The sequence below is a fragment of the Rothia mucilaginosa genome (genome assembly GCF_001061665.1).
Lineage (GTDB): Bacteria > Actinomycetota > Actinomycetes > Actinomycetales > Micrococcaceae > Rothia > Rothia mucilaginosa_A.
Genome location: NZ_JVSP01000002.1, coordinates 418,498 through 441,724 on the forward strand (window position 1 = coordinate 418,498; position 23,227 = coordinate 441,724).

Here is a 23,227-nt window from a genome sequence, read left to right on the forward strand (position 1 = left end):
CGGCCTGAAAAGCAGAACCGGCCGCGCGGTTACAGGCTCTCGCGGGAGGCCCGGTGCTGCAGCACCTCATCGGCCGTGGAGGCGGCGGCCTCCGCAGCCTTCGCCGCGCGAGCCTTCGCGCGCGCCTGGCGCTGGCGCTGACGGCGCAGTTCGTTCCGCCCGTCGACGCGCATCTTCCGGTCCACCGCATCCATCGACCAGTGACGCACGAACTTGCACGAGGCTCCCTCAACCGGGCGGGTCGTCTCGGTCAGCGTCTCCAGCACAGCCTTGAGCGCGTGGCGGCTCGCCGCCGTCAGCGCGTCTCGGCTCGTACCGCCGCGCACGCCCACCGTGCGCTTGGGGGTGAACAGCACGCTCGCCCCGCGGGGCACGCCGCGGTACGCCTCGAAAGAGACCGTATCCACGTTCAGGCGCTTCGCCATGACCTCAATCGCCGGGGGATTCTGGTCTACGCACACGAACTTGCGGCCCAGCTGAGCCGCCGCCGCGCCCGTCGACCCCGAACCCGCGAAGAAATCCAGCACCCAATCGCCCGGGCGGGAGCTTGCCGCAATCATGCGGCGCAGCAGGCCGGTGGGCTTCTGCGTGGGGTAGCCGGTCTTCTCCTTACCCGTCGGCGACACAATCGTATGCCACCACACGTCCGTGGGGAGCTTGCCTCGTGAGGCCTTCTCCTCGGTCACCAGGCCGGGGGCCATATACGGTTCACGGTCCACCTCGGCGGTGTTGAAGTAGTAGCTGCGGTGGTCCTTCGCGTACACGAGGATGTTGTCATGCTTGGTCGGCCAGCGGCGCGTGGACTTCGCGCCGTAGTCGTACGCCCAAATCAGCTCGTTAATGAAGTTCTCACGCCCAAAAATCATGTCGCACATGATCTTCACGTAGTGCACTTCGCGCCAATCCAGGTGCAGGTACAGGGTGCCGTCCTGCGCGAGCAGGCGGTGCGCCTGCTCAATGCGCGGGGCCAGGAACGCCCAGTAGTCCTCAAAGGAGTCGTTGTAGCTCGCCAGGGTTTGCAGGGTGCTCGAGTAGCTCTTGCCCTTGAACCCGGTGCGGTCGCCCTTCTCGGAGGCCTCCGAGCTCAGCGTGCGGCGCGTCTGCTTTTTGCCCGTGTTGAAGGGCGGGTCAATGTAGATGACCGTGAACGCGCCGTCGGGTAGCTCGCGCAGGTAATGCAGGTTATCGGCCTGCACAATCAGGGAGGGGCCCTGCGGGTCGAACGTGCCCGAACGCAGGCCGGGCTGCGCGGAGGCGTCACCCGGCTCGGCGGGGGAGGGCACGGCGGGCGCCGGGGATGCTGAGATACCCAACCCTAGCCCTCGGCACCGGGGCGCTCGGCGCCGGAACGCTCGGAGGAACGGCGGCGGGTGCGGCGGCGCGGCTGACGCTCCGCGGACTTGCCCTCCACCGGCTGGCCCTCAACGCGGCGGGTGCGGCGACGCTGGCGGGGCGCACGCTCGGCGCGGGGTGCCTCGGACTCAGAACCCGAACGCTCGGAGGAACGCTCGGAAGAGCGCTCAGAGCGGCGGCGGCCCTCGGAACGGCTACCCTTCTCGCCATCGCGGGAACGGCCACCGCGGCGGCTGCCCTTCTCACCGTCGCGGGAACGGCCACCGCGTCCACGGGAATCGCGGCGGGAACCGCGACCGTCACGGCTTTCGCGCTCCTCGCGGGCGTTGGCGAAGAACTCGTCGCCCATGCCCTCGGCCACGCGCTCCTCGCGGGGCAGGCGGCCCTTCGTACCGAGCGGAATGTTTAGGTCGTAGAAGAGGTGCTCGGAGGAAGAGTAGGTCTCCACAGGTTCGGGCACGCCCAGCTCGAGGGCGTCGTTGATGACCTTCCAGCGGGGCAGGTCGTCCCAGTCCACCAGGGTGATGGCGGTACCCTCGTTGCCCGCGCGGCCGGTGCGGCCGGTGCGGTGCAGGTAGGTCTTCTCGTCCTCGGGCACGCGGTGGTTAATCACGTGGGTCACGTCGTCGACGTCGATACCGCGGGCGGCCACGTCGGTGGCGACCAGGATGTCGACCTTGCCGGTGCGGAACGCCTTCAGCGCCTGCTCGCGGGCCACCTGGTTCAGGTCGCCGTGCAGGGGAGCGGCCGCGAAGCCGCGGTTGACGAGCTCCTCGGCCACGCGGGCGGCATCGCGCTTGGTCTTGGTGAAGATGATGGTGCGGCCGCGGCCCGTGGCGCGCAGGATGCGGCCAATCATCTCGTCCTTGTCGAGGTGGTGGGCGCGGTAGACGACCTGGCGAATCGACGCCTTGGTCTTCGAAGCGTCCTCGGGGTCGGCGGCGCTAATGCGCATGGGCTTGGTCATGTACTGGCGCGCCATGGCAATCACGGGGCCGGGCATGGTGGCGGAGAACAGCATGCTTTGACGCTTCTCGGGCAGGTAGCTGAGAATCTTCTCCACCGAGGGCTGGAAACCCAGGTCCAGCATTTCGTCGGCCTCGTCGAGGACCACGATCTTGACCTGCTTGAGGTTCAGGAAGCCCTGCTTGTACAGGTCGATGATGCGGCCGGGGGTGCCCACGACCACTTCCAGGCCGCGGCGCAGCAGCTCGGCCTGCGGCTCAATCGGCACGCCACCGTAGAGGGTGGCGACGCGGGCGTTGCGCAGCTTCGCGGCGATGGCCAGGTCGTCGCCCACCTGAATGGCGAGCTCGCGGGTGGGAACCAGAATCAGGGCCTGGGGTGCGCCGGGGTACTCCAGGTCGGCCCAACCCTCGTCGTCGCGGCCGACCACGCGCTGGATGGTGGGCAGACCGAAGCCGAGGGTCTTACCGGTACCGGTCTTCGCCTGACCAATGATGTCCTGACCAGACAGAGCCACGGGAAGGGTGAGCTCCTGAATGGGGAAGGGAGAGGTGATGCCAACCGCCGCGAGGGCGTCGCTAATATCCTGGCGAACGCCGAAGTCGGCGAAGGACTTTGCAGTCTGAGTGGTTTCCTGCGTATTCGTTTCAGTCACTGGACCGTATCTTTCTACCCCTGGTCGGGGTGTGTCGTCTCCCCGAAGGGGTAGGGGCCAGTGCCAGCGGGGCTGTGCAATGGCCGGTCGATATCGAAAGCCGGCCGCGGGAAATTCTAGTGCGGGAAATTCTGTCGAGAACGCCGCGCTCGGGTCGCTCCGGCGGGTGGGCCGGTGCGGTGTTGCGGGCTCGCCGCCCGGCGTAGGGGGTGCCGGGGTGCGGTGCCGCGCTGCGGCGTGATACTCGGGGTACAGTGTGGGTACGACCGGTCATTCACTTAACCCCTCAATATTAACCCGGATCGCTCCGGAACGCACCATCGGGAGGCTGTGGTGTACGCCCCTCGCGGCCGTTGCGGAGGCGTGCGGGAGGAACGCGGAAAGGGGCGAGGAATACTGCGAGAGGCCCCACGGATGCGCAGCGCCCCGCCGCTCCGCGGGTGAATCGCGGAGAGCGGGGCGTGCAGGGTACGATGCGGCGATTAGGCGCCGATGCCGAAGCCCACGTGGCGCTTGGCGTCGCTACCGAGCTCGACGTAGCTGATCTGGCCGCCGGGAATCAGGGTGGTGTTGCCCTTATCGTCCATGATTTCCAGGATCGAGCCGTCCTCGATGGCCTTGGTGACCTTCTCGGTGAGAATTTCCTTAGCCTCGCTGGTCTCGACAACGATTTCGCGGGTGTTGTGGCGAACGCCAATCTTGATTTCCATGGTTCTCCTTGCGGATGCTCTCGGGGCTCGCCGCCGGCCAACCGCGGTCGGGGCGCGCCTCTGCTTCGTTCTGTCTCTACCCTCTACTCTAGCGCGCGAGTGCCCCGCGGTACGGCCCGCCGCGGGCACTTCGCCCCGGGCTGAGAGCGAGCTGGGCTGAGCATATGCCGGGTACAGCGGGCACAGAAAGGGCCCGGCGCGCATGTTCGCCGGGCCCAATACACAAGCTCTATCGCCTAGTCGTCAGCAACCTGAATACCGTACAGAACCTCCAGTGCGTGCACGTACTCGTCCGTGCGGCCCTGAGCCGCCAGCATCTTCGCGCGCACCGTCGGGGTGTGCAACAGGGACTTCACGGTGCGGCGCATCGCGATTTCCAGCTGCTCGGCGGCGGCACCGCATCCGAACTGGTTGCGGGCCTTCTCCAACTCGGAGTCGAGCACCGCCATCGTGTGCGAGCGCAGGGCCACAATGGCCGAGTCAATCGTGCGGGCGCGCTGGCGTGACAGGAAGGCGGCCAGCTCGGACTCCACGATGCGCAGCGCGGTGGCCACGGCCTCCTCGGTCTCTTCGGGGGCGGCCAAGCGCACTGACTCGAGCGTAATCAGCTCGACGTTTGGCAGGTCGGCCACAGAGGGATCGAAGTCGCGCGAGAGGGCCAGGTCGAGGATCGTGTGGTGACCGGCGGGAATCTGCTCGGGCTGAAGCGGCGCGGAGCCGCCCGAGCAACCGATAATCAGGTCGGCCTCGGCCATGGCCTGCTCCATGCCGCCCTCGGGCACCGCGAAAACATCGCGCTTGGCGGCGAACTCGGGGGCGCGTCCGGAACGGGAGTTCACCCAGATGTCGGTGCAGCCGCGGTCGCGCAGGGCCGCAATCGTGGCGCCCGCGTAGGCGCCGGTGCCGAACACCAGGGCGCGGCGGGTGGGCCAGTCCTTCTCGGTCACCTCGTCGGCCAAATCCAGGGCCACAGAGACGATGGAGCGTCCCTGCGAGCCCAGGAGGGTGTGCTGGCCGACCTGGCGGGCCGTGTGCGCGGCGTGTTCGAAGAGCTGAACCAGCTCGCCGGGCAGGGGGCGCTCATCCCGCTGTGCCTTCTCCTGGGCGGAGGCGAGGGCGCGGCGTACCTGGCCGGCAATCTCGCGCTCACCCACGACGGCGGACTCCAGGCCGGAGGCGACCGTCAGCAGGTGGCGGACGGCGTCCTCGCCCTCGTACAGGTCGAAGCTGCCGGAGACGAGTGCGGAATCCAGCCCAGACTGACCGGAGATGCTGGAGGTAATCATGTCGCGGATGGCGGGCAGGTGCGCGGCAATGGGGAGCTGGACGTACATCTCGAGGCGGTTGCAGGTGGCCAGGACCACCGAACCGGTCACGCCCAGCTGACGGGCGTCGTCGCTAGAGAGGACGTCGGGTATGCCAGAGGCACCGGCGCTCAGGGCAGCGACGGTGGTTAGATCTACTGTGTGGTGCGATGCCACAAATGCATAAGTACTCACTAGTGACTAATCATAACCGCCGGGGGTGACGGGCTGTAAAGCGCGCATAACCTAAGTGACTTCATGAAGTGTCATGTTGGCGGGGTGCGGATGAGGAATAACGGGGAGCAAGTACTTTCTAAAGGGTCCAAAAAATAGGCACGAGAGATAAGGAAAATAAACGCGGGTCGTCGCGGGTCATATGACCCAATGTATAAATAATCACTTCCGGGTGGCTCTCGGTGCACCAAACAGTGCCCTATAAGCCTCCCACTAGGGGTTTTATTCATGGGCGGCCGCGAATAGCCTCGCCCCGCTCCCTCTACATCGCGGACCAGATAAGGTAAGCCTGATATGTAACATAGTGAATCATGGGGGAACCTAAGCGTGACAAAGTGTCATAAAAACCCCTAACAAAACCTGTCACACTAGACACTATGAGCGAAAACCAGCAGCACACACTTCCGGCCGAAAGCTCTGCACCCTCGCAGACCCTGCCCACGCACCCCACCGATGCACAACGCCCCCTGCTCACCGACGAGCAGCTCGCGCACCTGCCCGCGCAGCACCCCCTGCGCGCCGGAACCGCCGCATCCTCGCCCATGCTCCAGGCCCTCACCGGCCGCCCCTTAAGCCACCGACCCGTCTGGTTCATGCGCCAGGCCGGCCGCTCTCTGCCCGAGTACCGCCGAGTACGCGAGGGCATCCCCATGCTGGAAGCCTGCCTCACCCCCGAACTGGCCGCGGAAATCACCGTGCAGCCCGTCCACCGCCACAAGGTCGACGCCGGCATCTTCTTCTCCGACATCATGATTCCCATGAAGCTCGCGGGCGTCAACGTGGACATCGTGCCCGGTAAGGGTCCGGTCCTCGACCGCCCCGTGCGCACCCTCGAGGATGTGCGCGCCCTGCCCGAACTGACCGAAAGCGCCCTGGACCCCATCCGTGAGGCCATCGCCGCCACCGTCGAAATGCTCGGCGACACCCCGCTCATCGGCTTTGCCGGCGCACCCTTCACCGTCGCCGCCTACATGGTTGAGGGCGGACCCTCCCGCGACCACCTGCGCCCGCGCACCATGATGCACGCCGACCCCGCCGCCTGGCACGAGCTGGCCGCCTGGGCCGCCCGCACCGCCGGCCAGTTCCTGCGCGCGCAGATTGAGGCGGGTGCCTCCGCCGTGCAGCTCTTCGACTCGTGGGCGGGCTCCCTCGGCGAGGGCGACTACCGCCGCTACGTGCAGCAGCACTCCGCCGAGACCCTGGACTCCGTGCGCGAGTACGGCGTGCCGCGCATCCACTTCGGCACTGGCACTGCCGCGCTGCTGCCCGCGATGCACGAGGCCGGCGCGGACGTCATCGGTGTGGACTACCGCCTGCCGCTCTCCGCCGCAAACACCCTGCTCAACGGCGCGGTGCCCCTGCAGGGCAACATCGACCCGGCACTGCTCGCCGCGGGCCCCGAAAGCCTCTACGCACACGTGGACGAAGTCCTCGCAGAAGGTAACGCCGCCCCCTCGCACGTGGTGAACCTCGGCCACGGCGTACCCCCGACCACCGACCCGCAGGTACTGACCGACCTGGTTCGCTACATTCACGAGAAGACGGCGAACTAGGGCGACGAACTCGCGGGGCCGGCGTAGAATCGGCACCGTGGGAACCCACGACCACCGGCCACCAGCTGACAGACAAAGGAGAAAACCATGGGGAATCACGATAACCAGGCGCACCGATACACCGCGCAGGGACAGTCCTCCACCGCACGTCTGGCGGCACGAGCGGCTCACCGCGCCAACGACAAGGCGCCCACCGCCATCGTTATCGGCGGCGGCCCCTCCGGCCTGATCGCGGCCCGCCGCCTCGCCGCGGCCGGCCTGCGCGTGACCCTGCTCGAGCAGCGTCCCCACCTCGGCGGTGCCGTGGGCGCGCACGAAGTCGGCGGCCTACTGCTGGACTCCGGCGCCGAATCCTTCGCAACCCGCAGCCCCATCGTGCGTGAACTCGTCGAGGAGCTCGGCCTGGGCGACCAGATTGTCACCCCCAATTCCTACGGTTCCTGGCTGTACCTGCCGCAGGGAGCCTGCCGCACCCCCAGCACCGGCATTATGGGTATTCCCGGCAATGTGAGCGATAAGTCGCTGATTCCCGTCATCGGTAAGAGCGGCCTGCGCCGTGCCCAGCTGGACCGCCTCCTGCCCGCCTCCGTGGGCGAGAAGGCGAAGACCCTGGGCGAGCTCGTGCGCCTGCGCATGGGCCAGAAGGTGCTCGATAACCTGGTCGCACCCGTGGTCTCGGGCGTGTACTCCACCCACCCCGACAAGCTCGACGTGGACGCCACCATCCCCGGCCTGCGCGCGGCCCTGCGCAAGCACGGCTCCCTCTCGGCAGCCGCGGCCGCCTTCCGTTCGGCGGCCCCCGCCGGCTCGCAGGTTGCGGGCATCGTGGGCGGCATGAACCAGCTCTCCGAGCGTCTCGTGGAGGAACTCTACGAGGCCGGCGTGCGCATCGTGACCAACTTTGACGTCATCGCCGTGGACCGCGACGAATCCACCGGCCAGTGGTTCATCATCCAGCGCCACACCACTGACGGCGAGAACACGCCCCTCTACGCCGACTACCTGGTGCTCGCCACCGACGGCCCGACCGTGGCCCGACTCATCGGCCCGCACGTCTCCACCGCGCTGCCCGCCGTGGAACCCGGCCCCGAGGTCGCCCTCGTGACCCTCGTCGTAGATGCGCCGGCCCTCAACCAGCACCCCCGCGGCACCGGCCTGCTCGTCTCGGAACAGGCCACCGCCGTGCGCGCCAAGGCCCTGACCCACGCGACCGCCAAGTGGCAGTGGGTGGCCGACGAGGCCGGCCCGGACCGCCACGTGGTGCGCCTGTCCTACGGCCGAGGCGGCGAGGACTCCCGCTTCTCCGAGGTCGCCCTGGCTGACGAGCAGCTCATCACCCTGGCCCTGCGTGACGCAACCCGCATGACGGACGTGCCGCTCACCCGCAACAATCTGGTGGATGCGGACGTCGTGCGCTGGCGCGGTGTTTTGCCCGCCTCCACGCCGGGTCACCGCAAGCGCGTGCAGGAGTTCCGCGAGCGCGCCAGCGAGCTGGGCACGCTCAGCACCGTCGGCTCCTGGGCCGCAGGCTCGGGCCTCGTGGCCACGGTGCGCGACACCTACGAGCAGATGGACCGCCTCATCACCCACGCCGCCCAGAACTGGGAGGGCGTAAAGGCCCCCGAACCCAAGCAGGATGCGGCGCCCGCCCCCGGCACCAAGCCCAAGGGCGCGTAGCATCCCTCAAAGACTTCCCACGCCTGTGGGATGCCTCCTACCGCTTCGGGCGGGAAGAGCGCAGAATATTCACCAATCAAACGGTGCGCGGCTACGGAAGCCTCGCACCACGAACAGCGGGTTACCGCTGAGGAAAGGAAGAGAAGAACCATGTCTCACCCCCACGCAGCACAGGGCGGCCACGGCCCCGGCGGTTACACCCACCCCGGCCAGGGTTACGGTGGCGCACCCAAGGGCTACGCTGTTCAGCACTCCGCAGCCGACGAGAACCGTCGCGGTCGCGAAGAGGGCGAAACCCTGCACTACGCCCTGTACACCGTGTTCGCACGCTCCGGCGCACGCCCGGCAGAGGCTAACACCGACGAGGCTCGCACCGAGTTCGAGAAGGTCGCCGAGCAGCTGGCCGCCGAGGGCGTGACTCTGCGCGGCATCTACGACGTTTCCGCAATGCGCGACAACGCCGACATCATGATCTGGACCCACGGTCAGAGCCCCGAGAAGCTGCAGGCAGCCGTGCGCAAGATTCGCCGCACCGCGCTGTTCTCCGGCACCACCATCGTCTGGTCCACCATGGGCGTTCACCGCGAGGCTGAGTTCACCCGCAACCACGCGCCCGCCTACGCCCGCGGCAAGGCCCCCGAGGCGTGGGTCTGCGTGTACCCCTTCGTGCGCTCCTACGACTGGTACTACATGAACCCCGAGCGTCGCGCCGAGATGCTGAAGAACCACGGTATGAAGGCCATCGACTTCCCTCAGGTTCTGGCCAACACCGTCGCATCGTTCGGCCTGAACGACTACGAGTGGGTTCTGGCTCTCGAAGCACCTGTGCTGGTTGACCTGGTCGATCTGATGCGTCACTTCCGCAACACCGAGGCTCGCCTGCACGTTCGCGAGGACACCCCCTTCTACACCGGTCGCCGCATCGGTGCCGACGAAGTAGCAGAGGTTCTGGCGTGAGCCAACAGCCTCACGGCGCTACCCGCGGATGCGGTTGCTCCCACCCCGGTTCGCCCAGCGCGGTAGAGGCCGCCGCCGAGAACACCTCGGCTGTGTCCTCCGCCGCCGGCGTGGCCGGGGTGGCGGCGCGTCCCGCGCGTTTCGCCCCCGCACACACAAACCCCTCGGGCGAGGGCACCCTGAACGGCTCCCTCCTGCCCGATGATGTCATCCCCAACCGCACCGATCCCGCCAACACGGCCTCCAACGGCCCGGCGCGGCTGACCGAGCAGACCCTGGGGGAGTACCGCAGCGAGCGGACCATCATCCGTGTTCGCGCCGAGGAACCCCGCCCCTACGACCTGGTGATTCTCTCCTCCTTCGGCGGCCCCGAGGGCCAAGAGGACGTCATCCCCTTCCTGCGCAACGTGACCGCCGGCCGCGGCATCCCGGACGAGCGCCTCGAAGAGGTCGCCACCCACTACCGCGCCAACGGCGGTGTTTCGCCGATTAACGAGCAGAACCGCGCCCTGCTCGCCGCGCTACAGCAGGCGCTGGCCGAGCGCGGCCCGCACATCCCGATTACCTGGGCGAACCGCAACTGGAAGCCCTACGTGAAGGACGTGCTCGCCGAGGCCTACGAGAACGGCCACCGCAACGTGCTGGTGCTGGCCACCAGCGCCTACCCGGGTTACTCAAGCTGCCGCCAGTACCGCGAGGACTACGGCATCGCGCTTCAGCAGCTCGGCCTGGAGGGCCGCATGCACGTGGGCAAGATCCGCCAGTTCTTTGACGTTCCCGGCTTCGCCCGCGCCTTCGCCGACGGGCTGAAGGACGGCCTCGCCACGGTGCGCGAACAGCTTGCCGCACGCGATAGCGGTTCGCTCAATCCACGCCTACGCATCATGTTCTGCACCCACTCGGTACCCACCTCCGCCGCAAACGAGGCGGGCCCGCGCGGCGTGAACTACGAGGGCGGCTCCGCCTACGTGGAGAAGCACCTGCAGGTCGCCCGCGCCGTGCTTTCGCTCGTGCGCGATGAGGCCCCGCAGCTTCTGCAGAACGTCGAATGGGAGCTGGTGTACCAGTCCCGCTCCGGCCCGCCGTCCATGCCCTGGCTGGAACCGGACGTCAACGACGCCCTGGAGGCGCTGCCCACCCCCGCCAACCCCGGCGAGGACGGCGAGGCCCCCGTGGAAGGCGTCGTGCTGGTGCCCCTCGGCTTCGTCTCCGACCACATGGAGGTGAAGTGGGACCTCGACACCGAGGCCCTGGACACCTGCGAGCGCCTGGGCGTGGTGGCCGTGCGCACCCCGACCCCCGGTACGCATCCGGCGTACGTGGAGTCGCTGCGCCGCCTCATTGAGGAGCGCGTGGAAAACGACATTCCCGCCGACCTGCGCCCCGGACGTGAGAGCGTCTGCGCTCCGAGCGCGAGCGGCCAGTACGGCTGGTTCGACGAGTGCGAGCCGGGCTGCTGCAAGCCGGGCCGTGGCGCGGAGAAACCCGTCATCGCCGAATATTGCATCGGATGCACCGACCGGTCCGAAGAGGACTAGAGCAGGAGAGAAATGAGCCACAGCGAGTATATTCTGGGCACCCGAGGCTCCGCGCTCGCGCTCACCCAGAGCCGTCTGGCGGCCGAATCCGTCACCGAGCTCTACGCCGAGCATCAGCCGGGCGGTGAGCCCGCCGAAAGCGTGAGCTTTGAGCTGCGCACCGTCAAGACCGAGGGCGACGTGCTCACCGGCCCGCTGGCCACCCTGGGCGGCACCGGTGTGTTCGCCGCCGCCCTGCGCCAGCGCCTGCTGGACGGTGCCGACGCCCCCGCCGAGCAGCGCGTGGACATGGCCGTTCATTCCCTGAAGGACCTGCCCTCCGCGCCCTGCCCCGGCCTGGTCGTCGCCGCAACCCTCAAGCGTGAGGACCCGCGCGACGCCCTCGTGGCTCGCGACGGCCTGACCGTCGACACCCTGCCGGAGGGCTCCCGCGTGGGCACCGGCTCGCCGCGCCGCGCCGCCCAACTGCGAGCCCTGCGACCCGACCTCGAGATCGTGGATATCCGCGGTAACGTGGGCACCCGCATTGGCCGCGTGAAGGGCCTCGAGGAGCACTCCGGCAAGCAGGTCGTCCTCCGCCAGAATGCCGAGACCGACGAGCACGCCGACCGCGGCGTGGGCACCGAACGCCTTGGCGATTGCGACGCCGTGGTGCTGGCCGTCTCCGGCCTCAAGCGCCTGGGCAAGGAACACCTGATTACCGAGTACCTGGACCCCAGCCGCATGCTGCCGGCCCCCGGCCAGGGCGCCCTGGCCCTGGAGGTGCGCGAGAGCGAGTTCGGCAACCCCGATCCGGCCGTGCTCGACGACGCTGAGCTGGCCCGACCGACCCGCTCCCTGGGCCGCGCGCTGATTGCCGCGAACCACTACGAGACGCGCCTGGCCGTCAGCGCCGAGCGCGCCCTGCTACGCCGCCTGGAGGCCGGATGCGCCGCCCCCATCGGCGCTTTCGCCGAGATCGTTGAGGGCGACCTGGTGCTCAGCGCCGTGGTGGCCTCCCCGGACGGCACCGACCTGCTGCGTCACACCTCCGCGACCTCCGAGCTGGATGTGCCCGGCGCCGAGCGCCTGGGCGTGCGCGTGGCCGAGGACCTGCTGCAGATGGGTGCCGCCGCCCTGGCCGGTCTGGACGTCAAGTAGCCATGGACGAGGAGCAACGCCCCGCCGAACGGGGTGCCACGGTTCTGCTGACCCGCTCGGCGGCCCAGGGTGCGACCTTCGCGCGCGCCCTCGCCGAGGAGTGGGAGGCTGAGCGGGCCGCTAAACCGTCCGCCCGCGAAAGCACCAGCGAAGAGACCCGCGAAGGTGACAACGGGGAGGGCCCGCGGGACCCCTCGCAGGACCGCCTGCGGAACGCCGCGGCCCCTCGCGTGCTCTTCGCGCCCCTGCAGCAGGCACGCACCGTGCCCGCCACCGAGGAGTTGCGCGGTATTCCCGCACTCCTGGAATCCGGGGCCTACGCCTGGGTGAGCTTCACGAGCGCCCACACGGTGCGCGCCTGCGCCGAGCTCTGGGGTGAGGACTTCGCCCGCGCGGTTCACGCCGGGGGAGCGCGCATCGCCTGCGTGGGTGCGGCAACCGCCCGCGCCGTGCGCACCCAGCTCGGGCTGGACGCGGACTTTCAACCGAGCGTTCAGAGCGCCGCCGGCATGCTTGCGGAGCTCGAAGGGCCCGCGGCCGGCTCTGTCTCAACCGATTCAGCCGCAGCCGGGGCTGTCTCAACCGAGCCTGTCTCAACCGTGCCCGCCGCCGTGCTGGTTCTGGAGGGATCCAACGCCCGCCCGACCCTGCGCGAGGGCCTCAAAAACCTGGGCTGGTCGGTGACCACGCGCGTGCTCTACGACATGGTGCCCGCCGAGCGGGTGGAGCCCGGCGAGCTGAGCCTCAGCGCCGCCCGCGCCCTCCTGCGGGGCGCAGACGCATCCGCCCCGGACGTGCTCGTGGCGACCGCACCCTCCCGCCTGCACGCCCTGTTGGATGGCGCGCCCGCGCTAGGACCCGAATCCGTGCCGCCGGTGGTGGCGATTGGGGCGAGTACCGCCTCCGCATGCCGCGCCCTGAACCTGCGCCACGTGCAGGCGGATTCGCCCTCACCGCAGGATTTGGCGCGCGCCGCAGTATCCCTTATTTAGGCGCGTCCTTCATCTAAGACTTCACATTATTTCGCAAGAATTTTCAGGAGAGATCATGAACCTCACCCGCCGTCCCCGCCGCCTGCGCACCACCGCAGCCATGCGTTCCCTCGTCGCCGAGACCACCCTGCGCCCCTCGCAGTTGATTCAGGTGTTCTTCGTGCGCGACGGCATTGACGAGAAGCAGCCGATTCGCTCCATGCCCGGCCAGTACCAGCACACCCTGGAGAGCATCATCCCCGCCGTGCGCGAGGCCTACGAGGCGGGCATCCGCTGCATCGACCTGTTCGGTATTCCCCGCGACGAGGATAAGGACGAGATCGGCTCGACCGCCTGGGACCCGCAGGGCATCCTGAACCGCGCGATTGCCGTGTGCCGCGAGGAGTTCGGCGACGACCTGGTGGTCATGGCCGACACCTGCCTGGACGAGTTCACGAGCCACGGCCACTGCGGCGTGCTGGTCGATGACGGCCACGGCACGCTCGTGGTGGATAATGACGAGACCGTGGAGCTGTACTGCAAGATGGCGGTTTCGCAGGCTCGCGCGGGTGCGCACACCGTCTCGCCCTCGGGCATGATGGACGGCCAGATTGCGGCCATGCGCGCCGCCCTGGACGAGGCTGGCTTCGAGGACGTGTCGATTATGGCGTATTCGGCGAAGTACGCTTCGGCGTTCTTCGGCCCGTTCCGTGATGCTGTGGAGTCGACCTTTAAGGGCGACCGTAAGACCTACCAGCAGGACCCGGCCAACCGCCGCGAGTCGCTGCTGGAGGTGCGCGCTGACCTGGAGGAGGGCGCCGACATGGTCATGGTGAAGCCTGCCGGTAGCTACCTGGATATTGTGCGCGAGGTGGCGGAATTTTCGCCGGTGCCCGTGGCCGCTTACCAGGTGTCGGGCGAGTACGCGATGATTGAGGCGGCCGCCGCGAACGGCTGGATTAACCGTAAGGCCGTGGTGCTGGAGTCGCTGCGTTCGATTCACCGCGCCGGTGCGGACGTCATCCTGACCTACTACGGTACTGAGGCGGCCCGCTGGCTCCGTGAGCTGGACGCCTAAATCCCTCCCTCTTTGAGCGCTGAGAAGCCACATGCTGTGTGAACAGCATGTGGCTTCTTTAGTGTTATACGGGCTATCGGTTTACTTGTACTGCGCCTTCTGGAAGGACGCACGGCGCGCCGCCTCCTCCGCGTGCTTACCCGCGGGGATGTGACCCAGGGTCGTGCAAATCGCGCGGCCGTCCAGGAAGTACCCGGCCAGCTTCTCGCGGTCGGCGGGGGAGTCGAGCCGAGCCCAGTCTCCCTGCTCCAGCTTGAACGCGAGCTGCGCAATCAGGCAGTCAATATTCGGGTCCTTCAGCGGGAAGGTGCGCTTGCTGCCGTTGGGGAGCATCACCTCCACCTTCCACTGCGCGGGATCCTTCGCGTCCGTCTTAATCGCGTCCGGGTTGTTCGGGAGCACTCGGAACGCCCGGAGCGTCGAGTACTCGCGGGTCTTCGCCGGCAGCAGCACGCGGCCGGTCACGAAGGAATCGGGGTTGAACAGAATATAGCTGCGTACCTGCGCCCACGCCGTCAGGAGCGAGATTACCGCGCCGATTCCCAGGAGCATCGAGGTGTGGCCAACGTAGGGGAGGGCGATATCCTCCATCTCGAGCCCCGAGAGCGAGTACAGGAAGTACAGCAGGGCCTGAGCCGCCAGGAACTGCAGAATCCAGAACCCAGTGCGGTCCAGACGAATCGGGCCGATGCCGGGAACCGCACCCTTCACGCGGAACGGCGCGCTCAGCCGACCCAGGGTCGCGGAGTAGATGCGGGGCATGCCCAGCGTGCGCTCATCGGCGCTGAAGCCGCGGGCCGTACGCCAGCTGCGGCGGCCCCAGCGGGCACCCGCGTACACCATGAGGAACGGTAGGGCCAGCGCGGGTATCAGGATGCCGTCGTAGGCGATGTCCCAGTACAGCGTAAAGATGGACACCATCACGACCCACGCCCACGCGTACATCAGTACGTGCAACCAGCCGCCCACGATGCTACTGCCGGGGATGCTCTCCAGCTGCTTCTTTGCCCGCTTCGTCACCGAGCCCTTCTGGGCAGAAGAGAGCGGCAAACCGCTCGCGGCCATATCCTCGAGGCGGATTCTCGCGGCCTCAACGGGATCCCCCTTGACCGCCACGAAAAGCTCCCGCGCCTTGGCGGCGGGAATATTCACCGGGTAGGCGATATCCACCAGCAGGCAGACGAAGGTGTACGCCATGAAGGCAATCAGCCAGACATCACGCACCGGCTCCAGGGGAATTCCCAGGGCAGACAAATCCATGGGTTTCTCCTCTCTCTATTCGCTCGCGTCTAGGCGGATGCGGCAGCAGCTGCGGCGGCCGGAAGAGCCGAGATGATGCGGTCCATGGCCGCGTCGTCGTGAGCGGCAGAGACGAACCAGGCCTCGAACGCGCTCGGCGGCAGGTACACGCCGGACTCCAGCATCGAGTGGAAGAACGCGGTGTAACGGTCGGTGGCCGAGGCCTTGACGTCCGCGTAGTTGTGCACGCCCTTCTCGGAGGTGCCAAACGCCACCGAGAAGAGGTTGCCGGCGTTCTGGATGGAGTGGTCCACACCCGCGGCGGTGAACGCCTCGGTCAGGGCCCGGCGCAGCTGGGCGCTGCGGGCGTCCAGGGTCTTGTAGACCTCTTCGTCGGCCAGGGTCAGGGTCTCAATGCCGGCGGCCACCGACAGCGGGTTACCCGAGAGGGTGCCGGCTTGGTAGACCGGGCCGACCGGGGCCAGGTACTCCATGATGCGGCGCTTACCGGCCAGGGCCGCGATGGGCATGCCGCCGCCGATGACCTTGCCGAAGGTGAAGATATCGGGAACCCAGCCGCCGTCCTCGGGGGCGGCGTAGCCCCAGTAACCGGCCGAGGAGACGCGGAAACCGGTCAGCACCTCGTCAAAAATGACGAGCGCGCCGTTGGCGTGGGCAATCTCGTGCAGGCCGCGGTTGAAGCCGGGTTCGGGGGCGACCACGCCCATGTTGCAGGGGGCCGCCTCGGTGATGACGGCGGCAATCTGACCCTCGTGGGTTTCGAAGGCCTCGCGCACGGCATCCAGGTCGTTATAGGGCAGAACAATGGTCTCGGCGGCGGTCGCGGCAGTCACGCCGGCAGAACCGGGCAGCGCCAGGGTTGCCACGCCCGAACCGGCCTCGGAGAGCAGCGCATCCACGTGGCCGTGGTAGCAGCCGGCAAACTTAATAATCTTGTCGCGGCCGGTCACGCCGCGGGCCAGGCGAATCGCGGTCATGGTCGCCTCGGTACCCGTGGACACCATGCGCACCTGCTCAATCGCGCCGGGGATCGCGGCGTTAATGCGGTTGATGACCAGCTCGGCCAGCTCCGCCTCGGGGGCGCTCGCCGCACCGAAGGACAGGCCGCGCGCGGCGGCCTGCTGAACGGCCTCCACGACCTGCGGGTGTGCATGGCCCAGAATCGACGGGCCCCAGGAGCAGACCAGGTCAACGTACTCGTTGCCGTCCGCGTCGTACAGGTAGGGGCCCTTAGCCCTCGCCGCAAACGCAGGGGTGCCGCCCACGGAGTTGAAGGCGCGCACCGGGGAGTTCACGCCGCCGGGAATCACCGCGCGGGAACGCTCGAATAGCTTCTCGCTGGCTTCGTGGTGTAGCGGGTGGGTGGGGGAGGGAGTCATCGTATCGGTGCCTTTCAAACGAGACGGCGAATTCAAGAATTACAGGGGACGAGGCATGCCGGGCGGCAGAGCCCTCGCGACGCTAACGTCCCGTACCCTAACCATCATAGGTGCTTCAGGTAAACCGCAGGTGACGAGCGTCTGAATGTACCGAAAGGTGACGACAAAACACGTCTGACGGGCGGGGTAATGGACGGGGAACGCAGCTGGGTCGCGCGCGTGGGGGCTACGCGGTAGGGGACCGGTAGCGGTTAGCGCAGGTGCCGGTCGGTATCCAGGCGGTTCAGAACCTGGGTGTCCTGATCGAACAGCCAGTTCTTGTCGAAGATTAGACGCACGAAGGCCAGGCCCATACCCAGCGCCATGAAGATGAGCAGGGACTGCACGAAACCGCTCGCCGCCGAGTACATGTCACCGCTGGCAAAGTGCGACATGGAACGGTAGAACGGAACACCCGGAACCATCGTCACCACCGCCGGAACCGACAGGGAAATACGGGTGTACTTGCGCTGATGCAACGGCGCCACAACCTCGGCCAGGATGCCCACACCAAACACGGCAATCGTCGCGGCCATATGCGCGGGCATGCCCGCCTCCACCATATGAATACGGATGGGGTTCGCCACCGCGGCAATCACGCCACCCCACACGCACGCCACGGGGGAGGCGGCGAAGAGCATCGCGAAGCCGCCCGCCGCCACACCCGAGGAGATAATCTGCAGGAGCAGATACAGGGTCGGGTCCAGATTCAGAGGAGCCGGGGAAGCCAACGGCAGGTGGAAGAGCGAACCCAAAACCCACACCGCAAAAGACGCGCTCAGCAGCAGCAAACCCACGTAGGTCAGACGCGAAATACCCGCGAGGAAGTCCATGCGGGAAATGTCGAGCATGCCCGTCACCATGGGGAAGCCCGGCACCAGGAACAGCACCGAAGAAATGAAACCAATCATGTGGTTCGGGCTAACCAGACCCGCCGCAACCAGCACATTGACAACCGCAATGTACAGGCCGGCCGCCAGGAAGCCGCAGGCCATCCAGGTGGCCAGGTGGCTCACCCCGCGCTTGAGAAGGGTCGAACGCAAAAACTGACCGGCACCGGCGGCGAGGAATACGACCGAGCACTCCACCAGGCCGCCGCGGTTCAGGAACGCGAACCCGGCACAAGCCACCGCGGAGGCCAGCGCCAGCATCCAGCGGGTGTACAGCGGCTTGGCCGAATCGATGCGGTCCAGCTCGGCGTTCGCCTCCGCCGGGGTGATGCGTTCGGGCAGTTCGGAGATGAACTTGCCCAGCTGATCGATCTTGTGGGCGTTAATGCCCATGGTGCGCTGCTCGGCCACCTCGGTGCGGAAGTTGCCTTCGGTGTACGAGGAGGTGGAAATCTCGGTGAAGGTCACCTGCGCGTGGTGCTCCTTCAGACCCACAGCCTTCGCCAGGCGCGACATGGACGCCTTAATGCGGTACGCGCTCGCACCCGACTTCATCAGGATGCGTCCCAGCCGAAGCACCACCTGGGATTGCGCGACCAGGTGCTCGTGGGCGAGGCGGCTCGACCCGAGGTAGATGCTTCGGGTGTTCGTGTCGTAGTACTGTTCTGCAGAATCTGAGGGGTTGCTGGGCTGATGATCCATTAAAAACTCCGTGGCGCGCCGTCGTATGTGTAGTGGGCTGGGGTTCGTGTACGTCCCTCACTAGGATAGGTGAGATGCCGCGGCGGCGGTAGCGGCGGGGCGCCCCTTACCGGCGGACGGGCCAGCGGCCGTCGATGACCTCGGATTCCTTGCCCGGCTGCGTGCGCAACCACGCCTGGAAGTTCGCCGCCTGCTCGGCCGCCCACTGAATCTGCTGCTCATGCAGCTGGTGGGCATCCACGTTGAGGACCTGCGGGAACTGTTCGGTGAGCTTGACGAGCAGGCGCTCTGCGGCCAGGGCATCATCGGCGGAGGTGTGCGCGTTCTCGAGGGAGACGCCGTACTCGGCGGCGAGCACCTCGAGGGTGCGCTTGCCTCGCTTGCGGGGGATGACGTGCTTGTGCAGAACGTACGGGTCGAGCACCGCGCCGGGCGGCAGCTCGCCGTTCGCGATGCCGTAGCGCAGCATCTCGTGGTGGAGCACCGAGAAGTCGTAGGCGGCGTTGAACGCGATGATGGGCACGCCGTCGAGGTTGAGCGCGCCGATTGCGCCGGCAAGCTCCCAGACGACCTCGCGGGCGGGCCGGCCGTGCTCGCGGGCATGCTCGGTGGTGATGCCGTGCACGGCGGCGGCACCGGCGGGAATCTCGACGCCGGGGTCGGCCAGCCACTCGCCGCGGCGCACCACGTTGCCCTGAGCGTCTAGCAGGATCAGGGAGGCGGTCACGATGCGGGCGGTGGTGACGTCCACACCGGTGGTCTCAAGGTCAAAAGTGGCGCGCAGGCCGTTCATCCAGGTCATGGTTTAAGACTAACCCAGCGGCGAAGAAGGCGCGCGCCGGTTCGTTACGCGCACGCGTTATAGATATAGATGCGGGAGGGCGCGAGCCGCCGCGGGCCTTAGCCGGGGAGCGGGGGAGAGGAACGCCCCCCTCGAAACGCGGGCCCCGAATGACGGGCGGCGGGGCGGACCCGCCGCCCACCCGATAGACTGAAGCCATGACAACTCAACTGCTCACCGGCATCCCCGGCACCGGCAAGACCCATCACCTCACCGAACGCGCCCTGCGCTACCTCTCCGACGGGCGCGACCCCGCCCGCCTGCTCATCCTCGCACCCACCCGCACCGCCGCGACCCGCATGCGAGACACCATCGCCGCCGCCAGCGACCGCAGCCTCTCCGTAGCACCCACCCGAGCCTGGGCAGCCTACGCCTTCGACCTGCTCAAACGAGCCCAAACCCGCGGGCTCCTCACCGGCGTAGAAGGCAACCTCAAGCTCCTCTCCGGCCCCGAGCAAGACGTCATCATCGGCGAACTGCTCGCCAACCACGCCGAAGGTATCGCACCCGGCCCCGCCTGGCCCGACTCCCTCCGCGAAGCCCTGCCCACCCGCGGCTTCCGCCACGAAATCCGAGACTTCTTTGACCGCATGGCCGAATACGACCTCACCGCCGAGGACGTCCAGGCCCTCGCCCGGGACTACAACCGACCCGTCTGGGCCGCCCTCGCCCAGCTCCACACCGAATACCGCGCCGTGCGAGCCCTCCGCGCCAAAAACGCCTACGACCCCGCCGTGCTCATCAACGACGCCTGCCGGCTGCTGTTGCGCAACCCCGAATTCCTCGCTGAAGAGCGCCGCCGCTACGACCTCATGCTCATCGACGACGTGCAGGAGCTCAGCCCCTCCACCTACCGCCTGCTGCGCCTCATCGCCGCCGAAGAGCCGCCCGCAGACGCCGCCGAGCTGGCCGCAGAACACCCGGACGTCTTCGCCGCCGCGCCCGAAGTTATCATGACCTACAGCGACGAAGCCGTCGTCCAGGGCTTCCGCGGTGCCCGCCCCGACCTGGTGCGCACGCTACCCGAAAGCTTCCCGCACCTGGCCGAACGCACCCTCACCATCTCCTACCGCCTGCCGGCGCTCATGATGCCGCTGCTCGCCGACATCCGCCGCCGCCTGCCGCGTTACAGTCGCTACGTGCCCGCCGCAGAGACGGACGGGCAGAACGGGCAGAAGCCCCCCGCAACCTTCGGGCGCATCAACACCACCCCCGCCGACGAAGCCCTCACCTGGGGCGCCGCCGACGAACCGCTGCTGCACCTGGGAGCCGACGGCAAAATCCTCGACCCCGCGCACTACCGCACCGCACCCGCCGGAGTGTATAAGTATGCGCTCGCCAGCGCCCAGGACGAGGCAAACCTGCTCGCCCAGCTGCTGCTCGAAGACCGCATCTACGGCAACCGCCCCTACCGCGAGAGCGCCATCATCGTGCGCAACGGCGCGGACGTGGCGCGCATCCGCCGGGTGCTCTCGGCCAGCGGTATTCCCTCGCGTACCTCCGCCGCCCTCGTGCCGGTGCGCGACGAACCCGCCGTGCGCCCCTTCCTCGACGCGCTCAGTCTGCTCGTCTACGCCCGCAAGCGCGGCGAGAAGGCCCTCAACCCCGCCGTCACCGGCGCGGGCTACGAGGCCCTGAGCCCCGACGAGGCCGAAGAGATCATGCGCAAGAGCCTCGACGACGTTATCGCCGAAGAAAACCGTTCCAACCCCCTCAACGGGGCGAACAGCGCCATCACCCTGCTCACCTCCCGGCTCGGCGGCGCATCCAGCATGGACGTGCGACGACTCCGCCAACAGCTACGATCCGTCGAACTGCAAACCGGCGGCCACCGCCCCAGCGACGACCTGCTGCTGGGCGCCCTGCTACACCCCGAAACCCTGCCCGAAGAGGGCGTGGGGCGCGCCGTGCACCGCATTGCCGCCGTGCTCTCCGCGGGCCGCAAGGCCCTCGCCCGACCCGACTCCACCAGCACCGAGGTGCTCTGGGCCCTCTGGGAAGCCAGCGGCCTCGAAAAAACCTGGGTCGCCCAGACGCGCAGCGCGGGCCCCGAAGCCGACGCCGCCCACCGCAACCTCGACGCTATGATTGGCCTCTTCGAAGCCGCCGACCGATTCGACGAGCAGATGCGCGGCGCCGGGGCCGAGCAGTTCCTCGACTTCATCGACGCGCAGGACCTACCCATGGACACCCTCGCCGCCCGCGGCGTACGCCAGGACGCGGTCGAGATTCTCACCCCCGCGCTCGCCGCAGGGCAGTCCTGGCGCACCGTATATGTATGCGGCCTGCAAGAGGGCAGCTGGCCCAACACCACCGTACGCGGCTCCCTGCTGGGCACCGGCGACCTGGTGGACATCTGCGACGCCAGGATGCGCCGCCCCGCCCCCGCTAACCCCGACGCACAGGCAGAAGGGCAGCAGGTGCCGCCCGCACGTATTCGCAGCTACCCCGAGCGCGTGCGCGACACCCGCCACGACGAGCTGCGCATGTTCGCCGTCGCCGCGACCCGTGCCAGTACCCGCCTGGTGCTAACCGCCGTGCGCAACGAGGACGAGGCTCCCGGCGAGTTCTTCGACTTCGTGGTACCCACCGACGCCGAGAACGACTCGCCCGAGGTGCCCATCACCCGCGTGCGCCGCCCCGCCACCCTGCGCTCGCTCGTGGCGGAGCTGCGCCGCACCCTCGTTGAGGATGCGCTCACCGCCATGAGCGCCGAGGACGCCGAGCTGAAGAACGCGGCCGGCTCGCCTGGATTAGAAGCTCACGTGCCCGATGCTTCAGCCCCCGAGGCCCCCGACACCGCAGAGGACGCCCAGAACCCGGAAGCCGCCCTGAACCCGGAGGCCGCGGCCTTCCGCTTCGACGCCGCATCGCGCACCCTGGCCCGCCTGGCCCGCGTGCAGGCGCCCGGTGCATCCCCCGAGCAGTGGTGGGGCCTGCTGCCGCTGTCGAGCACCGAACCGTTCTTCGCCCGCCCCGCCCAAGAATCGCCAGAAAATGGCGCCGACGAGGGGCGACGCACCATCGCGCTCTCGCCCTCGCGCCTGGAAACCATCCACAACTCCCCGCTGGACTGGCTGGTATCCGCCGCCCGTGCCGAGGCCCAGACCGACCTCTCCCGCTCCCTGGGCACCCTCGTGCACGCCATCGCCGAGGAGTACCCGACCGGCACCCTCGAACAGCTCCAAACCGCACTGGAGGAGCGCATCGGCTCCCTGGGCGTGCCCGCCCGTAGGGAAGACGAGAGCGAAGAGGAGTACCGCGAGCGCGTGCCCTGGGAGGCCTACGCCCTCTACGAGCGGGCCAAGCGCATGATTCTGCGCCTGAGCTACTACTACCGCACCCACATGGACGCACAGGGCTGGAAGAACCTGGGCGTCGAGGGCTCCTTCTCGGTGCGTGTGCCCGTGCCCTTCGACCCGCAGGGGGAAGTGGGCGAGCTGGATGCGCTGCTCACCGGCCGCGTGGACCGCCTGGAGGAGGCACCGGAGAGGGACGGCACCCGCCGCTTCGTCATCGTCGACCTGAAGACCGGCAAAAGCAAGCCGGACGGGGCGGCCGTGGCCACGCACCCGCAGCTGGCCGCCTACCAGATCGCGGTGGAGGCCGGCGCGGGCGAGCAGCTGGCCGAGCGGTACCGCGCCGAGGCCGCCGCGGCGGAGTCCGGGGAACCCGCCCCGGATGCGCGTCCGCAGGAGCTGACCTACGAGTCTTCCGCGGGGCGTTCCGCCGGTGCCGCACTCATGCAGGTGGGCGTCTCGGACGTGAACGATGACAGCAAGGCCCGCCTGCAGGTTCAGCCCGCGCTGGAGGATAACGACGAATGGGCCGTGGACCTGGTGCAACGAGCCGCCGAGCTCATCGCCGGTGCGCAGGTGCAGACCCGCCACCGCGAGGGCAACCGCGGGCACGGGTGCCGCCTGCCCGAGCTCTGCCCGATATGCACTCGCGGCCGCCAGGTGACTCAGCCCTAACGCGGC

Annotated in this window: 16 protein-coding genes; 8 read left to right on the forward strand and 8 right to left on the reverse strand. The window is 68.1% G+C overall.

All coding sequences use genetic code 11. The features are described 5' to 3' along the window. Positions 1 to 29: 29 nt before the first annotated feature. From ADJ95_RS09575 to ADJ95_RS02145, 4 genes are all read right to left on the reverse strand, one after another. Positions 30 to 1,313 (reverse strand): DNA-methyltransferase, encoded by a 1,284-nt coding sequence (locus ADJ95_RS09575; protein WP_049332100.1) that lies wholly within the window; start codon positions 1,311 to 1,313, stop codon positions 30 to 32. Positions 1,314 to 1,315: 2 nt separating this feature from the next. After that, positions 1,316 to 2,974: a DEAD/DEAH box helicase gene (locus ADJ95_RS02135; RefSeq protein WP_049332102.1), complete on the reverse strand. Its 1,659-nt coding sequence runs from the start codon at positions 2,972 to 2,974 to the stop codon at positions 1,316 to 1,318. A gap of 482 nt (positions 2,975 to 3,456) precedes the next feature. Beyond that, positions 3,457 to 3,684: a DUF3107 domain-containing protein gene (locus ADJ95_RS02140; protein ID WP_049332104.1), complete on the reverse strand. Its 228-nt coding sequence runs from the start codon at positions 3,682 to 3,684 to the stop codon at positions 3,457 to 3,459. Between the two features lie 236 nt (positions 3,685 to 3,920). Further along, positions 3,921 to 5,183 (reverse strand): glutamyl-tRNA reductase, encoded by a 1,263-nt coding sequence (locus tag ADJ95_RS02145; RefSeq protein ID WP_049332106.1) that lies wholly within the window; start codon positions 5,181 to 5,183, stop codon positions 3,921 to 3,923. Between the two features lie 416 nt (positions 5,184 to 5,599). On the opposite strand from ADJ95_RS02145, the gene hemE reads away from it, so the two are divergent. From hemE to hemB, 7 genes are all read left to right on the forward strand, one after another. Beyond that, entirely contained in the window at positions 5,600 to 6,775 is a 1,176-nt protein-coding gene (gene hemE / locus ADJ95_RS02150) for a uroporphyrinogen decarboxylase (RefSeq protein WP_049332107.1), read from the forward strand. A gap of 87 nt (positions 6,776 to 6,862) precedes the next feature. Then, positions 6,863 to 8,452 (forward strand): protoporphyrinogen oxidase, encoded by a 1,590-nt coding sequence (gene hemG, locus ADJ95_RS02155; RefSeq protein WP_049332111.1) that lies wholly within the window; start codon positions 6,863 to 6,865, stop codon positions 8,450 to 8,452. A 150-nt stretch (positions 8,453 to 8,602) separates the two neighbouring features. Beyond that, positions 8,603 to 9,409: a hydrogen peroxide-dependent heme synthase gene (gene hemQ / locus ADJ95_RS02160; protein WP_049332113.1), complete on the forward strand. Its 807-nt coding sequence runs from the start codon at positions 8,603 to 8,605 to the stop codon at positions 9,407 to 9,409. A gap of 209 nt (positions 9,410 to 9,618) precedes the next feature. Further along, the gene (locus ADJ95_RS02165; protein ID WP_192830497.1) at positions 9,619 to 10,947 is read left to right on the forward strand and encodes a ferrochelatase; all 1,329 of its coding nucleotides are present in this window, start codon (positions 9,619 to 9,621) and stop codon (positions 10,945 to 10,947) included. Positions 10,948 to 10,959: 12 nt separating this feature from the next. Further along, positions 10,960 to 12,087, forward strand: a complete 1,128-nt coding sequence (locus ADJ95_RS02170) for a hydroxymethylbilane synthase (protein WP_049332115.1) — start codon at positions 10,960 to 10,962, stop codon at positions 12,085 to 12,087. A gap of 2 nt (positions 12,088 to 12,089) precedes the next feature. Beyond that, positions 12,090 to 13,079: a uroporphyrinogen-III synthase gene (locus ADJ95_RS02175; protein WP_049332117.1), complete on the forward strand. Its 990-nt coding sequence runs from the start codon at positions 12,090 to 12,092 to the stop codon at positions 13,077 to 13,079. A 55-nt stretch (positions 13,080 to 13,134) separates the two neighbouring features. Continuing rightward, positions 13,135 to 14,136, forward strand: a complete 1,002-nt coding sequence (gene hemB, locus ADJ95_RS02180; RefSeq protein WP_049332119.1) for a porphobilinogen synthase — start codon at positions 13,135 to 13,137, stop codon at positions 14,134 to 14,136. An 81-nt stretch (positions 14,137 to 14,217) separates the two neighbouring features. Here the strand turns inward: hemB and ADJ95_RS02185 are convergent, their stop codons facing one another. The 4 genes from ADJ95_RS02185 to ADJ95_RS02200 all read right to left on the reverse strand — a co-directional run bounded on the left by ADJ95_RS02185 (position 14,218) and on the right by ADJ95_RS02200 (position 19,208). Next, positions 14,218 to 15,396, reverse strand: a complete 1,179-nt coding sequence (locus tag ADJ95_RS02185; protein ID WP_049332121.1) for a hypothetical protein — start codon at positions 15,394 to 15,396, stop codon at positions 14,218 to 14,220. A 29-nt stretch (positions 15,397 to 15,425) separates the two neighbouring features. Beyond that, on the reverse strand, positions 15,426 to 16,775 hold the full coding sequence (gene hemL / locus ADJ95_RS02190; RefSeq protein ID WP_049332123.1) for a glutamate-1-semialdehyde 2,1-aminomutase: 1,350 nt from the start codon (positions 16,773 to 16,775) through the stop codon (positions 15,426 to 15,428). Positions 16,776 to 17,026: 251 nt separating this feature from the next. Beyond that, complete coding sequence (locus tag ADJ95_RS02195) at positions 17,027 to 18,406, reverse strand: threonine/serine ThrE exporter family protein (protein ID WP_049332125.1); 1,380 nt, start codon at positions 18,404 to 18,406, stop codon at positions 17,027 to 17,029. Positions 18,407 to 18,512: 106 nt separating this feature from the next. Next, positions 18,513 to 19,208 (reverse strand): 3'-5' exonuclease, encoded by a 696-nt coding sequence (locus ADJ95_RS02200; RefSeq protein WP_049332127.1) that lies wholly within the window; start codon positions 19,206 to 19,208, stop codon positions 18,513 to 18,515. 197 nt (positions 19,209 to 19,405) lie between these two features. On the opposite strand from ADJ95_RS02200, the gene ADJ95_RS02205 reads away from it, so the two are divergent. After that, the gene (locus ADJ95_RS02205; RefSeq protein WP_049332129.1) at positions 19,406 to 23,221 is read left to right on the forward strand and encodes a PD-(D/E)XK nuclease family protein; all 3,816 of its coding nucleotides are present in this window, start codon (positions 19,406 to 19,408) and stop codon (positions 23,219 to 23,221) included. Positions 23,222 to 23,227: the final 6 nt, after the last annotated feature.

Excerpts from the sequence above, each read along its gene's own strand:
- hemE (WP_049332107.1), top strand. The coding sequence starts at position 5,600 with ATGAGCGAAAACCAGCAGCACACACTTCCGGCCGAAAGCTCTGCACCC.
- ADJ95_RS02195 (WP_049332125.1), bottom strand. The coding sequence starts at position 18,406 with ATGGATCATCAGCCCAGCAACCCCTCAGATTCTGCAGAACAGTACTAC.
- ADJ95_RS02185 (WP_049332121.1), bottom strand. The coding sequence starts at position 15,396 with ATGGATTTGTCTGCCCTGGGAATTCCCCTGGAGCCGGTGCGTGATGTC.
- ADJ95_RS02175 (WP_049332117.1), top strand. The coding sequence starts at position 12,090 with ATGGACGAGGAGCAACGCCCCGCCGAACGGGGTGCCACGGTTCTGCTG.
- hemB (WP_049332119.1), top strand. The coding sequence starts at position 13,135 with ATGAACCTCACCCGCCGTCCCCGCCGCCTGCGCACCACCGCAGCCATG.
- ADJ95_RS02205 (WP_049332129.1), top strand. The coding sequence starts at position 19,406 with ATGACAACTCAACTGCTCACCGGCATCCCCGGCACCGGCAAGACCCAT.
- hemQ (WP_049332113.1), top strand. The coding sequence starts at position 8,603 with ATGTCTCACCCCCACGCAGCACAGGGCGGCCACGGCCCCGGCGGTTAC.
- ADJ95_RS02170 (WP_049332115.1), top strand. The coding sequence starts at position 10,960 with ATGAGCCACAGCGAGTATATTCTGGGCACCCGAGGCTCCGCGCTCGCG.
- hemL (WP_049332123.1), bottom strand. The coding sequence starts at position 16,775 with ATGACTCCCTCCCCCACCCACCCGCTACACCACGAAGCCAGCGAGAAG.
- hemG (WP_049332111.1), top strand. The coding sequence starts at position 6,863 with ATGGGGAATCACGATAACCAGGCGCACCGATACACCGCGCAGGGACAG.
- ADJ95_RS02140 (WP_049332104.1), bottom strand. The coding sequence starts at position 3,684 with ATGGAAATCAAGATTGGCGTTCGCCACAACACCCGCGAAATCGTTGTC.
- ADJ95_RS02200 (WP_049332127.1), bottom strand. The coding sequence starts at position 19,208 with ATGACCTGGATGAACGGCCTGCGCGCCACTTTTGACCTTGAGACCACC.